At 50.8% G+C, this 13,847-nt stretch carries 14 protein-coding genes and 1 tRNA gene; 8 read left to right on the top strand and 7 right to left on the bottom strand.

The window, feature by feature from the left end:
* Positions 1 to 9: 9 nt before the first annotated feature.
* Positions 10 to 468, bottom strand: coding sequence for a methylglyoxal synthase (gene mgsA / locus CWM66_RS03835; RefSeq protein ID WP_035885840.1), 459 nt, complete (start codon positions 466 to 468; stop codon positions 10 to 12).
* A 136-nt stretch (positions 469 to 604) separates the two neighbouring features.
* Between mgsA and CWM66_RS03830 the strand changes: the two genes are divergently transcribed.
* On the top strand, positions 605 to 1,018 hold the full coding sequence (locus CWM66_RS03830) for a CoA-binding protein (protein ID WP_007374191.1): 414 nt from the start codon (positions 605 to 607) through the stop codon (positions 1,016 to 1,018).
* Positions 1,019 to 1,047: 29 nt separating this feature from the next.
* Here the strand turns inward: CWM66_RS03830 and hspQ are convergent, their stop codons facing one another.
* Complete coding sequence (hspQ, locus tag CWM66_RS03825) at positions 1,048 to 1,365, bottom strand: heat shock protein HspQ (protein ID WP_007374192.1); 318 nt, start codon at positions 1,363 to 1,365, stop codon at positions 1,048 to 1,050.
* Between the two features lie 60 nt (positions 1,366 to 1,425).
* On the bottom strand, positions 1,426 to 2,616 hold the full coding sequence (rlmI, locus tag CWM66_RS03820; protein WP_007374193.1) for a 23S rRNA (cytosine(1962)-C(5))-methyltransferase RlmI: 1,191 nt from the start codon (positions 2,614 to 2,616) through the stop codon (positions 1,426 to 1,428).
* 91 nt (positions 2,617 to 2,707) lie between these two features.
* Here rlmI and yccX point away from each other — a divergent pair, with 91 nt between their 5' ends.
* Positions 2,708 to 2,989, top strand: coding sequence for an acylphosphatase (yccX, locus tag CWM66_RS03815; RefSeq protein WP_007374194.1), 282 nt, complete (start codon positions 2,708 to 2,710; stop codon positions 2,987 to 2,989).
* On the opposite strand, the gene tusE is transcribed toward yccX, so the two are convergent.
* Together tusE and yccA are read right to left on the bottom strand one after the other, a co-directional pair.
* Positions 2,986 to 3,315, bottom strand: a complete 330-nt coding sequence (tusE, locus tag CWM66_RS03810; protein ID WP_007374195.1) for a sulfurtransferase TusE — start codon at positions 3,313 to 3,315, stop codon at positions 2,986 to 2,988. The genes yccX and tusE overlap by 4 nt on opposite strands.
* Positions 3,316 to 3,403: 88 nt before the next feature.
* A complete protein-coding gene (gene yccA / locus CWM66_RS03805; RefSeq protein ID WP_007374196.1) occupies positions 3,404 to 4,063 on the bottom strand; it encodes an FtsH protease modulator YccA in 660 nt (219 codons plus the stop codon).
* A 273-nt stretch (positions 4,064 to 4,336) separates the two neighbouring features.
* On the opposite strand from yccA, the gene CWM66_RS03800 reads away from it, so the two are divergent.
* Positions 4,337 to 5,965 carry an ABC transporter substrate-binding protein gene (locus CWM66_RS03800; RefSeq protein WP_007374197.1) on the top strand — a complete coding sequence of 543 codons (1,629 nt, stop codon included), beginning with the start codon at positions 4,337 to 4,339 and terminating at the stop codon, positions 5,963 to 5,965.
* A 141-nt stretch (positions 5,966 to 6,106) separates the two neighbouring features.
* Positions 6,107 to 6,194: transfer RNA gene (locus tag CWM66_RS03795), tRNA-Ser, on the top strand.
* A gap of 188 nt (positions 6,195 to 6,382) precedes the next feature.
* Here CWM66_RS03795 and CWM66_RS03790 read toward each other — a convergent pair.
* The gene (locus CWM66_RS03790) at positions 6,383 to 7,393 is read right to left on the bottom strand and encodes a GlxA family transcriptional regulator (RefSeq protein ID WP_071920582.1); all 1,011 of its coding nucleotides are present in this window, start codon (positions 7,391 to 7,393) and stop codon (positions 6,383 to 6,385) included.
* A 127-nt stretch (positions 7,394 to 7,520) separates the two neighbouring features.
* Between CWM66_RS03790 and CWM66_RS03785 the strand changes: the two genes are divergently transcribed.
* The 3 genes from CWM66_RS03785 to CWM66_RS03775 all read left to right on the top strand — a co-directional run bounded on the left by CWM66_RS03785 (position 7,521) and on the right by CWM66_RS03775 (position 10,897).
* Positions 7,521 to 8,300 (top strand): alpha/beta fold hydrolase, encoded by a 780-nt coding sequence (locus CWM66_RS03785; RefSeq protein WP_107146252.1) that lies wholly within the window; start codon positions 7,521 to 7,523, stop codon positions 8,298 to 8,300.
* Between the two features lie 13 nt (positions 8,301 to 8,313).
* Complete coding sequence (locus CWM66_RS03780; protein ID WP_035886254.1) at positions 8,314 to 8,943, top strand: FMN-dependent NADH-azoreductase; 630 nt, start codon at positions 8,314 to 8,316, stop codon at positions 8,941 to 8,943.
* 382 nt (positions 8,944 to 9,325) lie between these two features.
* Positions 9,326 to 10,897, top strand: coding sequence for a methyl-accepting chemotaxis protein (locus CWM66_RS03775; protein WP_007374259.1), 1,572 nt, complete (start codon positions 9,326 to 9,328; stop codon positions 10,895 to 10,897).
* 232 nt (positions 10,898 to 11,129) lie between these two features.
* Here CWM66_RS03775 and CWM66_RS03770 read toward each other — a convergent pair whose 3' ends face one another.
* On the bottom strand, positions 11,130 to 11,807 hold the full coding sequence (locus CWM66_RS03770) for a hypothetical protein (protein ID WP_071920586.1): 678 nt from the start codon (positions 11,805 to 11,807) through the stop codon (positions 11,130 to 11,132).
* 365 nt (positions 11,808 to 12,172) lie between these two features.
* Between CWM66_RS03770 and CWM66_RS03765 the strand changes: the two genes are divergently transcribed.
* Positions 12,173 to 13,846, top strand: coding sequence for a ShlB/FhaC/HecB family hemolysin secretion/activation protein (locus tag CWM66_RS03765; protein WP_107146461.1), 1,674 nt, complete (start codon positions 12,173 to 12,175; stop codon positions 13,844 to 13,846).
* Position 13,847: the final 1 nt, after the last annotated feature.

Below are 13,847 nucleotides of genomic sequence, written 5' to 3'. Positions count from 1 at the left end.
CGCCTGTGCTTACTTCAGCCGTTCGGCCAGATAGCGTTGATAATCCGGGATCAAAATGTCGACGCTGTCGTTGAATTGCGGTGAGGCGATAATAAAGTCCGCTGTCGATAAGTTAGTCGCCACCGGGATGTTCCAGACCGTCGCCAGACGCAGCAGCGCTTTGACATCCGGATCGTGCGGAACGGCATTCAGCGGGTCCCAGAAGAAAATCAATACGTCGATTTTCCCTTCTGAAATCAACGCGCCTACCTGTTGGTCGCCGCCCATGGGGCCGCTCAGCATGGCGTTCACTTCAAGACCTGTCGCACGCTGAATCAAATTACCGGTCGTGCCGGTGGCATAAAGTTCATGTTTTGCCAGCACTGGCTGGTGCCGCTCTACCCACTTCATTAACGATTGCTTGCAGTGATCGTGTGCCACCAGTGCAATATGTTTGCGCACGGGTAGGGTGCGAGTTGTTGATTCCATCATCGGTTCCCGTCAGTTATTTTCGCTACAGATTACTGGAAGCACCTGATGCTGCAAGAGAAGTAGATAAAAAAATCTGAAAATGGTTGAGAGGCTCTGTTTGACGTACACTTTGGGAAATCGTCCGGAGGAAACCATGAAAGAAACCGAGATCGCCGATATTTTACAATCGACCCAGACTATTGCGCTGGTGGGGGCAAGCGATAAGCCTGACCGCCCGAGCTATCGCGTTATGAAATACCTGCTGGATCAGGGATATCACGTGATCCCCGTTTCGCCAAAAGTCGCCGGCAAAACGCTGCTTGGGCAGCAGGGATATGCAACGCTCGCGGAAGTGCCGGAAAAAATCGATATGGTGGATGTCTTCCGCAACTCGGAAGCGGCCTGGGGTGTGGCGCAGGAAGCCATTGCTGCTGGTGCGAAAACGCTGTGGTTGCAGTTAGGGGTGATTAACGAGCAGGCGGCAGTGCTGGCGCGTGAGGCAGGATTACGGGTGGTGATGGATCGTTGCCCGGCGATTGAAATACCCCGGTTGGGCCTGGCGAAGTAAAAAAATACCCCGCAGTCGGCGGGGTATGTTCAGTTACGCAGGCGTGGCGCCTGAAGTTGTCTGCGGATGGTGCGCGCCAGTTCGTCCATTGAGGGTTGTTCCGGGTGCTCATCCATCACTTCACTGGTGAGTTGCGCCTCCGCGAGGTAGGTATGAACCGCCTGGCCGTCGTCATCTTCCATAACGACATGATACCAGGGCAGAGCGCGTAACTCGTCGTTTACCGCCAGCTCATCCGCCGACGGCTCCTCAAGTGAATATTCAGGGTCGATATCGACCACCACGCCAAGATATCCCAGCAGCGAATGGCGAACCTGCTGACCGATACCGAATTTGCTGGCTATCATTGTCACCTCCCGGGAACCTTCTGTTCCCTCAGATATGAGGGTGCGGCTCCAAAATTCAAGTTACATGACGCGACAGGCAAACCCTTTCAGATACAGCCCTTCCGGGTAGGGAGCGATCACAGGATGATCGGCGGCCTGACGGAACTGTTCTATAAATTGTACATCACGGCCTGCATCTATTGCGGCATCGGCGATGATTTTCTGAAATAAATCGGTGGTCATCAAACCGGAACAGGAAAATGTCAGCAGTATGCCGCCAGGGTTCAGCAACTGAATCGCCAGCATGTTGATATCTTTATAACCGCGGCATGCGCCCATCAACTGGCTCTTGTTTTCAACGAACTTCGGCGGATCCATCACGATCACATCGAAGGTTTCGCCCCGATCGCGGTATTTGCGCAGCAGCTTGAACACATCATCGCGGACAAACTCGGCTTTACTCAGATCAAGCTTGTTGAGCGTGACGTTCTGCTTTGCCACATCCAGCGCTTCCTGGGAAGTATCCACGCTGACAACCTGGCGGCAGCCGCCCATTAGCGCAGAAACGGCAAAGCCGCCGGTATAGGAGAAACAGTTCAGAACGCGCTTATCCGCGACATAGCGGCGGGTCGCCAGGCGACTGTCGCGCTGATCAAGGTAGTAGCCGGTTTTATGGCCGCCCTGAATATCGACATACAACTTCATGCCGTTCTCTTCGATGGGCAGCAACGCAGGCGGCAACTCACCAAGTACAGGGCCCTGCGTCAGTTCCAGCCCCTCTTTTTTACGCACTGCGACATCGCTGCGATCGTAAACAGAGCATTGCGGATAGAGGGTTTGTAGCGCGGAGAGAAGCGCCGGACGCTGGTATTCCGCGCCTGCGCTCAGCAACTGCAATACGAGGAAATTACCAAAACGGTCGATAGTCACGCCGGGCAGCCCGTCGGATTCCCCCGCAATCAGGCGATAGCTGTCCAGCCCGTCGCGCTGCGCCAGCCAGTCACGCCACTGCTGAGCCTGTTGCAGGCGACGCGTAAAGAAAGCGATATCAATACTTTCATCTTTATCGAACGTCCAGACGCGAGCGCGAATTTGCGAGGCAGGCGACAGCGCTCCGCGCGCCAGCCATTTGCCCTGGTGATCAACGATATCAACGGTTTCACCGAGGCTGGCTTTGCCCTCCATCCGTGCGACTGCACCGGAGAAAACCCAGGGGTGACGGCGCAGCAATGATTTCTCGCGCCCTTTGGCTAACACTAAACGTACGCTCATATTCGGCTATTCTGTAGACTGAAGAAAATGGGCGCTATTGTCACGGGTTCGCCGGGCAAATGCAACGCGCCAGCACAGAAAGGGGAACAAGATGACACAAGTTTGCACAATTGCCTGGGTACACGGAATGGTGCAGGGCGTCGGATTTCGTTATAGCACGCAGCATGAAGCTCAGCGTCTGGGGCTAACGGGGTATGCACGTAATCTGGACGACGGCAGTGTCGAGGTGGTGGCTTGCGGAGAAGCGGAAAATGTCGACAAACTGGTGGCATGGCTGAAAGCGGGGGGGCCGCGCAGCGCCCGGGTTGACAGAGTGCTGACTGAACCGCATCAACCCGGCAGAGAATGGACGAACTTTGGCATCCGCTATTAAATACATTTCACCGGTTTAGGCAGGCCGGCGATTTTCGTCGCCTGTTTTGCCGGGCCTTTCGGGAACAGGCGGTACAGATAGCGGCTGTTGCCTTTCTCTTCGCCAAATTTATTCGCCATCGCTTTTACCAGCATGCGAATGGCCGGCGAGGTATTAAATTCCAGATAGAATTCGCGCACAAAGCGCACCACTTCCCAGTGTTCCGGGGAGAGTGTAATGCTTTCTTGTTGCGCAATAACCTCTGCCAGAGCTTCGCTCCAGTGGGAGGTATCTTTCAGATAGCCTTCGCTATCGGTTTCAATTTCTTTGCCTTCAAACATCAACATAGTTTTTCACAACGTCAGCCAACAACGGCGGCAGTGTAGCAAAAAACAAAGCCCCGCATAAGCGGGGCTTGTTGTACAGACGTGCCGTTTAGTCTCTGCTGGCGAAGCCCAGAATGCTCAGCAGGCTGACAAAAATATTGTACAGCGAGACATACAGGCTGACGGTTGCACGAATATAGTTCGTTTCGCCGCCATGAATGATGTTGCTGGTTTCAAACAGAATCGCGCCGCTGGAAATCAGGATAAACACGGCGCTAATTGCCAGGTGCAGTGCCGGTAGCTGCAGAAAGATATTCGCCACCATACCGATCAGCACAACCACTACGCCCGCCATCAGCATACCGCCGAGGAAGGACATATCTTTGCGCGTGGTCAGCACGTAAGCCGAGCAGCAGAAAAACACCAGCGCAGTACCGCCGAGCGCCAGCCCGATCACATCACCCATACCGGCTGACAGATAGGCATTCAGGATTGGCCCAAGGATATAACCCAGGAAACCGGTGAATGCGAACGCCGCCAGAATACCGGTCGGTTTGTTGGCCAGTTTATAGGTCAGGAACATCAAACCGTACATTCCCACCAGCGTCAGGATCAGCCCCGGCGAAGGCAGCATCAGCACGGTGCTGGCTGTGGCGGTGATAGCGGAAAACGCCAGCGTCAGGCTAAGCAGAAAATAGGTATTGCGTAAAACTTTGTGCGTGCTGAGCAGGGAACTGCGGTCACGCGATGAAGTAATAATACGATCCATGAGTCACTCTCTTATGACAGATGTAATTGTCTGCCGAGTCTAGAAAAGACTGGCTTTGTAACAAAGTTGTTTTACCCATCTTTACTCATAAAGCAAGGGTACCAGCACAATATTTCCTGCGACGAAATGAGCTCCAGGCAGAATAAAGGGATTAATGTGAAGCAGAACCATATCGGTGTCTTATATGTCACTGAAATCTATTGCTATATAAATCTTTGGGCGCTAAGAGTGTAAACGCGTCGGCATACTATAAATGAATAAGGCGAAAAGGACATGAAACCACAACCACGTAATCATATTGCACTTTCCCTCCTGGCTGTCGGCATTCTGAGCGCATGCAGTGGCGCGTTTGCCGCAACCGTGCCAGCAGGGACTGTGCTGGCAGAAAAACAGGAACTGGTACGCAACAATGGCAGCGAGCCCTCTTCACTGGACCCGCAGAAAGTAGAAAGCGACGTCGAATTTAATATTATTAGCGATATCTTCGACGGGCTGGTGGCAGTCAGGAACGACGGTTCCATCGAACCGCGCCTCGCGGAAAAATGGGAGAACAAGGACAACACGGTCTGGGTATTCCATTTGCGTCCGGGCATCACCTGGTCAGATGGTACCGCCATCACCGCGAAAGATGTGGTCTGGAGCTGGCAGCGTCTGGTCGATCCGAAAACCGCATCGCCTTACGCCAGCTATCCTGGCAACATGCACATTCTGAATGCGGCGGAGATTGCATTAGGCAAGAAATCGCCTGATACGCTGGGGGTAAAAGCGCTGGATGATTCAACGCTGGAAGTCACGCTGACGCAGCCAACGGCCGCGTTCCTGGCGATGCTGGCGAACCCGACGCTGGTGCCGCTCGATCCGGTGCTGATTAATCGCTTTGGCGATAAGTGGACCAAACCGGAACACATCGTTACCAGCGGCGCATATAAGGTCACCGACTGGGTGGTCAACGAACGCATCGTTGCCGAGCGCAACGCGCGCTACTGGAACAACAAACAGACGGTCATTAATAAAGTCACCTATCTGCCCATTAATGCCGAAACAGCGGATGTTAACCGCTACAAGGCGGGTGAAATCGATATTACTTACACCATTCCGGTGAATCAGTTCGCGCAGCTACAGCAAACGCTGGGCGATCAGGTACATGTCTCACCGCAACTGGCGACCTATTATTACGAGTTTAATACCACCAAAGCGCCGTTTAACGATCCGCGCGTACGCCGCGCGCTGAATATGGCGCTGGATAAGGACATCATCGCCGATAAAGTGATGGGGCAGGGGCAGCGTCCGGCATGGGTTATCAGCCAGCCGCAAATCGGCGGCGTGAAAATCGCGTCGCCGGATTATGCGTCATGGCCGCGTGAAAAGCGCATAGCCGAAGCGAAAAAACTGCTTAACGAAGCCGGGTTCAACGCGTCGCATCCGCTGAGCTTCAATCTGCTTTACAACACCATGGAGACGCATCAGCGCATTGCCATTGCCGCCAGTTCGATGTGGAAGAAAAACCTCGGCGTGGAAGCGAAGCTGCAAAATCAGGAGTGGAAAACCATGCTGGATACCATGCATACCGGTAATTTTGATGCGGTACGCTATGCATGGATTGCCGACTATGATGATGCCGCGACCTTCCTGAATAACTTCCGTACCGGCGACAGCGAGAACACCAGCAAGTACAGCAATCCGGCGTATGACGAAGCGATGCAAAATGCGGCGAAAGCGAAGGACGTTGCCGAACGCGGGAAATACTACCAGCAAGCGGAAGATCTCCTCGCCCAGGATGTTCCGGCCATTCCGGTCTACCATTACGTGCGTACGCATCTGGTGAAACCTTGGGTGGGTGGTTTTGCGCCTGACAGTCTCGGTGTCTATCTGACAAAAGATTTGTACATCAAGAAACACTAAGTTTTGCCAGCAGGCGTGCTGAATAAACGCTCATAACGCTGATATTTCAGACAAATAACACGTTTTTGATTGTTTTTCAGGCAAACAAACATTCTCAGGCTTTACAGACGACCCGGGGATGTTTATAGTGCGCCTCATTCCGGAAGTGTGGCCGAGCGGTTGAAGGCACCGGTCTTGAAAACCGGCGACCCGAAAGGGTTCCAGAGTTCGAATCTCTGCGCTTCCGCCAGATTAAACGAGGGGTTACCGAAAGGTAACCCCTTTGTTTTTCTGGCTCCTGTCTACCCGCCTGAGAAATTTTCCCTTCCCCGCGCTCATTTTCCTTTTACATCAGCATGAAAAGGGATATCCAGCCATCGAGAAATTTTCACTTTTCTGCCGTAAACCCGTTCTTCCTGCGGCTGGAAAGATCCTGTATCAGGGCTGCTGTAAGCCGCTTCTTTGTTTAATCCACTCCTTATACCTGCCGGGTGACATGCCCATAACGCTAATGAAGGCGCGTCGAAAGGCCGTTTCGTCACTGTAACCGCATTCGCCGGCAATCTGCGCTAACGTTTTGCCCGGTTTTTCCAGCAACACGGCTGCGTTTTCAATGCGCACCCGGGTGATAAAACTTTTGGGCGTTTCCTGTGACAATTCACCCATTTTCCGGTGCAACGTCCGTGAAGACATATTCAGTTGTGCGGCGAGTTGCTCAACGGAGATAGCGATGTTTTGGTAACGAACAATATTTTCGGCTTTGATAAGTAATGGATGCACCGAATTCAGAAATCCACCGGGTGCGTAAATATGCTGTGAGAGTGGCTGGCTGTCAGCGACGGCCATATCTGCTGTCATTCTTGCTGCGTCATTACCCAGTTTTTTTCGCACAATATGAATGACAAGATCCGCCCAGGATAACGGACCGCCGGTGGTAATAACATTTCTCTCTTCCGCCAGCGTCTTACCCCATATGGGGTTGGCTGCAGGGTAGCGTTCACGCAACGTATGAAAAAGCCACCATGTTGTTGTGCACATCCTGCCATTCAGCACGCCTGCTTCGCCAAGCACAAACCCTCCCGCACATACGCCCGCGACAATGCTTCCTTGCTGATAGTGATGTTTAACCCACGCTGCGCCCGCTTTTACCGCCGCAAAATCCACCGGGAATTTGTCGGCATCAAGCCGCATACCGCTGGCAATAACCAGATCAAATCTTTCAGCGTGGCTAAACGCGCCGTCGCTTTCAATCAATCGCCCCTGTGCGTCAACCACCGGCTTTCCGTCTGGTGTGATCACTTTAACCATGAACCAGGGCGCCGTAGCGTCAGCGTGGGTATTAAGGCCAGGCCTTTGCGAGATGACCTGGTTAGCCAACCAGAACATGTCAGAGAGCCCAGCAATAGCCGATTTCATGCTGCCAGGCAGAGCCAGAAGTGCGATATGCATTTTTTATCCGCCACAGGTTGTCAGATTTTGCATCATATCTGTCATTTAAGACACTTCATACCCCCCTTTATCCGGCCCTACACTGAGCTGCACGGATAGGCTGAAAAACTGTAGAACGGATGAGGATATGTACCTTCAGTTACGAAATTTAAAACGCCTGGCATTCATCGGGTTAATCGCTTTTTTTTCCATCAAACTGCATGCGGAGGAGCTCCCTATTAAAAATATTGTCCTGGTTCATGGCGCTTTTACGGATGGCTCAAGCTGGAGTGAGGTGATAACACGCCTTCAGTCCCTTGGTTACCATGTTACCGCTGTACAAAACCCCCTGACCTCGCTGCGGGATGACGTTGCGGCAACCCGCAGAGTGCTGGAACGCCAGCAGGGAGACGTCCTTCTTGTCGGCCACTCCTGGGGCGGAGCCGTTATTACCGAAGCGGGAAATGCAGCAAATGTTAAGGGGCTGTTCTACCTCTCAGCACTGGTACCAGACAGCAATGAATCTGTTGCTGATGTACTTCAGCGATTAAAAGCCCCGATGGAAGGGATGCAGGCAGACAGTAACGGATTTATCTGGCTGGATGACCCGAAGATATTCCATGACGTTATGGCAAATGATGTGTCGCAGAAAAAGGCGGCGTTATTGGCCTCTGTCCAACAGCCCATCGCAGCGGGCGCTTTTTCAGAGAAAGTTACGCAGGCGGCATGGCGAAACAAACCCTCCTGGTACCTTGTCACTGAAAACGATCATGCACTTCGGCCTGCGGTTCAGTCACGCTTCGCCAGCGCTATCGGTGCTAATACCACCCGGCTCAACGCCAGCCACATGTCGATGATATCCCACCCGGAAAAGGTGGCGGAATTGATAGATAAAGCCGCCCGTGAAATAACTCCGTCTGGTCAATAAAGGTGAAATAGCGATGAAAATTCTACACATTGATTCAAGTATTACCCACGATGCTTCCATCTCCCGTCATTTATCATCCGCAGTTGTTAAGCAACTCACCGACAGCGGGAAATATAGTGAAGTTATTTATCGTGACGTTGTAAAAAATGAAATTCAGCACCTCACAGCAGATATCGCTGCGGGGTTCAGACCATTATCTTACGCCGTAGCTGAAACAGCATTTGATAAAAGTGAACAATCAGTTTCGCAACAACTCGTCACTGAATTTCTTGACAGTGATATTATCGTCATTGGCGCACCGATGTATAACTTCTCAATTCCCGGTCAGCTAAAAGCATGGCTGGACAGAATAGCGCAACCGGGAAAAACATTTAACTACACATCTTCTGGCCCTGTTGGGCTGGCTGGAGATAAAAAAGTTATCGTTGTATCAGCGCGGGGTGGTTTTTACCATCAGACGCCGCTTCAGAGCATGGATTTTCAGGAAAACTATCTGGCTTCGTTTTTTGGCTTTCTGGGAATCAGCGATGTCGGGTTTATTCGCGCGGAAGGGGCATCAAAAGGTGAAGAGATTAAACAACAAGGAATTGCCAGCGCGATTGCTTCTCTTAATGACACCTTGCAAAAATTTAATTTAGTATGAGGTAATAAATAGTTTACATATCGCAACCCTGAGAAACACCATCAAGTTTCTCAGGGTTTACGATTCTTCTTAATCAAGATAAAACGCAATCTGATAGATTTCACTTTATTTTTTTTACTTACAAAACATCGGAAAGCATCTTCCGATTCATCAATATTTTTGGATAAGTTGATGGGGATATTTTTAAATTATTTATTGACGAACGATAAGAAATAAATAAACGATCGATTGTCCCTCTTCTGATAGCTATCACCTATCGTAGTAGTGTTTTTTTAAGTTTATTCCGATCAATACCTAAGAGAAATCATTATCCTGCCGATATTTTTCTATGCCATCTGCGATTGCGCAGTTGGTGTGCTTATTAATTCACTAAGGAAAGATAATGAAAAACAAAGCTACCATAGTAAAGCCGACAGGCATAAGTATCAGAAATAAGATTATTTTTTCGTTCGGTATTCTGATCGTGTTACTGGCTTTCATTGCCGGAAATGCGCTGTATCGACTGGATGAAGCTAAAAATAAGATCTCAAAAATTGTCACGGAGGATTATCCCACCACGGCAATGGGTAATAATCTTATCAGAGAAGTTAATACATCAACGATTCTGTTTCTCAATGCATTAATAGAGAAAAATCCGCAAAAGCAAAGCCAGTTAATGCAGGAAGTGACTTCACGATCGGAAAAAATCAACGAACTCTATAAACAACTCAACACGGCGGCAGACGATGCAGCGTCCCAGGCGATTTTAGCCAATGTTACTGACATGCGAAAACTCTATATCCAGTCGCGTAATAAGGTGATACAAAACATTCAATCAGATCCTGTTTCAGCAATTGATGAATATACAAATAATACGCGTGAAAAAGAATTACAGTACATTGATAAAATTAACACCTTTATCAATCTTCAGCGAGATGAAATGCAATCGTCATATACTGATTTTTTGCATGATTACAGTACGTCAAAAATGGTCATGATCATTATCGCGATAGTTTGCCTGATTCTTGGCGCCACCATGGCGATCATTATTTCACGCGCTATTGTTATTCCCATTAAACATGCGGTTGAGGCTGCTACGCGTATCGCCGCAGGCAACCTTGGGGAAGAGATAAAGGTGACATCAAAAGATGAAACCGGGCAACTGACCAGCGCTATTTCTCATATGCAGGATGAATTAATAAAAATTGTCACGGAAATACGTGGCGGAGCCGAAAATATTGCGACCGGCGCTTCTCAAATTATGGCCGGAACCCGTGATTTATCAGCCCGTACAGAAGAGCAGGCCAGTTCTATCGAACAGACTGCATCGTCAATGGAACAGATTTCCGCAACGGTAAAAAATACTGGCGATAATACGGCGAATGCTTCACAACTTTCGGCGAGAGCGAGTAATGCGGTGACGGATAACGGAAAATTGATGGCTTCGCTGACGCAAGAGATCCAGAACATCAGCAACTCAGCGGATAAGATGTCTGACATCATTAATCTGATTGATTCCATTGCCTTCCAGACCAATATTTTGGCACTTAACGCCGCTGTTGAAGCGGCGCGTGCGGGTGAGCATGGTAAAGGGTTTGCTGTCGTGGCGCAGGAAGTTCGCAATCTGGCCCAGAAAACGGCCAATTCGTCGAAGGAGATCAGGACACTGATCGAGAACTCAACGCAGCAAAGCGTCCGTGGGCTGGAGATGGTGCGGCAGGTAAACGGAAAAATGGATGAACTGGTGCAAAATGTCGATAGCGTCACCAGTATTCTGAAGGAAATAGAGCAGGCCAGCCTTGAGCAAAGCGATGGTGTTCATCAAATTAATATCGCCATCGGGCAGATCGATACCACGACGCAGCAGAACGCCGCGCTGGTAGAGGAATCGGTTGCCGCTTCTGAAATGCTTAACGAACAGGCAAGAGTCATGCAAGATCTGGTCAGCGTATTCCGGATTCCACAACATGCCTGATAGCGCAACACGTTAACGGGTTAATTAATCTTCACCGGTGAAAGAGATCTGTTTCTTTCACCGGATCAGATTAAGGTCTTTCTTAACGTACTATTTCGGGAAGAGAGTGGCTATCACTTCATCATGTATGCGCGCGTTTGCAAACGCACTATGCTTTCAGTTTCAGATGTGCGGCGCGATTTGCCAGTGAGCGACAGGATATCCCCTGTGAAATATCCTGCGCCCAGGTCCTTTATTTTTTCAGCAGACGAGGCAACTGGTTCTCCAGCTCAAGTACGCAGGCATCCATCATTTTCTGCGTCTCTTCGCTCACTTTCGCGTAATTATTGGCTTTCCAGTCGCTTAACGGCGCGGTTTTCACCGTCGGTGCGCATTCAGCAATCACATAAGGACTGAATGCATTGCCGCCTTCCGGACGTTTATAAAATTTGACACGATAGGTGAGATCGTAATTGCTGTTGCTGGTCGACATATCGGTATAAATCAGTGACCACTGTGACGCTGCGATAAAGAGAGGCTGCGTGTAAGCGTAACCGCCACCATTTTTTTCCAGCCAGTCGTGAATTTTGGCTTCCGCTTTCGGCGCTAAATAGCGGGAGGTTGGTTCAGGCAGGGTATCGATGGTGTTCCCTTTATAGACATTTTTATCGAACGAATTGCTGCTGATGCCGCCGCCGAGTACGGCACCCAGAACCGCAAGCCCCATTCCGGTGCCGGAGTGTGCCGGGGAGACTTCCCGCAATTTAACGTCAGGATAGAGATTATTGTTCATTTCTGCAGGGCTGAAGATGGTAGCGACATCGACTTTGCTGCCGTTGCTTGCGGTCACTGCATGTGACGTTGTATTGGTAGCGCAGCCGCTTAACAATGCGGTGGATAAGGCACCGGTAATCAAAAACTGAATTTTCATGTTTTCCCTTTCTCTATTATTAAAATTAACGCGCATCAATCGTTTGCTTATTAAATTGCCCGACGAGGTTTCTCAACACCGGGTCGCGTTATCTCATTAGCGGCAGCAACACTAAAATCTTTATAAGAAATTTTCGTTAAGTTTTATTTTTAGTTAATTATTTTAGTGCCAAAATAGCACGAATAGATAAGATTGGATCCATCGTGCCAGGATAAGCACACTATAAAATTCACACCCAAAGCCAAACTCACAAATGTAATGGCTATTTTCTGGATGTATTAATTGTTGTTATTTTTTGTCTTTAGTAACATCCTTAAAAAAGAAAATTAAAATACACCTATTGATTAATTCGCTTTATGGCAGGGATGACATCACCGTTGAATTACATTCGTAGTTCGGCTCTTTTTTTATTACTCGCGTTTACGGCACAGGCGGCGCCATTATCTCCGGCAGACCGTGACGCTGTCCGTCAACAGCAGGAACAGCTGCTTCGTCAGAGCCAGCAGCAGCGTGATGAACTGGAGCGCAGCACCACGCTGCCGCGCTCAGGCCAGCGTGCGTCTGCCCCGCAGGCTGGTGGCCCCTGTTTTGATATTCGCACCATCATCCTTTCCGGCGTGACGCTCATTAGCGAAAAAGCGCAGCAGAAACTGACTGCGCCCTGGCAGAACCAGTGCCTGAATATGGCGAAAATAACCGAACTGACCGCCGCGATTTCCGACTGGTATATCAGCCGGGGATATATTACCAGCCGCGCTTTTCTCACCGAACAGGATTTATCGCACGGCGAATTACGCATTGTCGTGCTGGAAGGAAAATTACGTCATATCCGCCTGGAGGGAGAATCGCCGCGCATGCTGAAAATGGTTTTCCCCGGTCTGGAAGGGAAAATCCTTAATCTGCGGGATATCGAACAGGGGATGGAACAAATAAATCGTCTGCGGCGCGAACCGGTGCAGATCGATATCGTTCCCGACAGTGAACCGGGTTATTCCAGCGTGAATTTAACCGCCACGCCGGAATTTCCGTTAAGTGCTTCGGTTTCGCTGGATAACAGCGGGCAGAAAAGTACCGGTGACGATCAGTTAAATGGTTCGCTGACCGCCAGTAATTTGCTGGGACTGGCGGAACAGTGGCAGGTGAGCGGCGGGCGCAGCAGCGATTTCGCCACCGGCTATGACGCGCAAAATTTTCAGGCCGGGTTCAGCATGCCGTACGGTTACGGCCTGCTCGATTACAGCTATGCCTGGAGCAACTACCGCACCACCCTCATCAATCAGGGCTTTCCGTGGATCTCCACCGGCGACACCAGAACGCACCGCCTGAACGGTTCGTGGGTGGTGTTCCGCAACGGCAATATCAAAACCGCATTTACCGCTGGCGTCACACAGCGCTCCTCGCGCAACTGGCTTAACGACGCGCCGCTGGTCAGCAGCACGCGCAATCTCTCCAGCCTGCAACTGGGCATCAGTCATACGCAGAAAGTACTGGGCGGCGTGGCGACCTTCAACCCGACATTCAGCCACGGCATGCCGTGGTTTAACGCCGAAACCGACGAAGGCAAAAGTGGCGATGAACCCCGCGCGCAGTTCCGTAAAGGGAGCCTGAGCGCCAGCTTCCAGCGCCCGTTCAGCGCCGACATTGTCTGGCTCACCAGCCTGTATGCGCAGTGGTCGCCGGACAGGCTCTACGGCAGCGAACGCCTGACGCTCGGCGGCGAAAGCTCCGTACGCGGTTTTAAAGAGCAGTATCTCTCCGGCGACAACGGCGGTTACTGGCGTAACGAACTCAATTACGTGCTGTTCACCTTGCCCCTGTTGGGGCAGATCAGCGCCACGGCGGCGGTGGATGGCGGCTGGCTGGAAAAAGACCGGCTCGATCGCTACGCCTCCGGCACGCTGTGGGGCGCGTCAGCAGGGCTTGGCAGCGCCGGACGCTGGTTCGCCAGCCAGATCTCCGTTGGCACGCCGCTGCATTACCCCGACTGGCTCGGCCCCGATCACGTCAGTGTTAACTGGCGCGTTGCTGTCACGTTTTAAG

The sequence above is a fragment of the Kosakonia sp. H7A genome, assembly GCF_003028445.1.
Lineage (GTDB): Bacteria > Pseudomonadota > Gammaproteobacteria > Enterobacterales > Enterobacteriaceae > Kosakonia > Kosakonia radicincitans.
The sequence above is the reverse complement of the archived record's forward strand: the minus strand, read 5'-3'. Positions and strand labels throughout refer to the sequence as shown.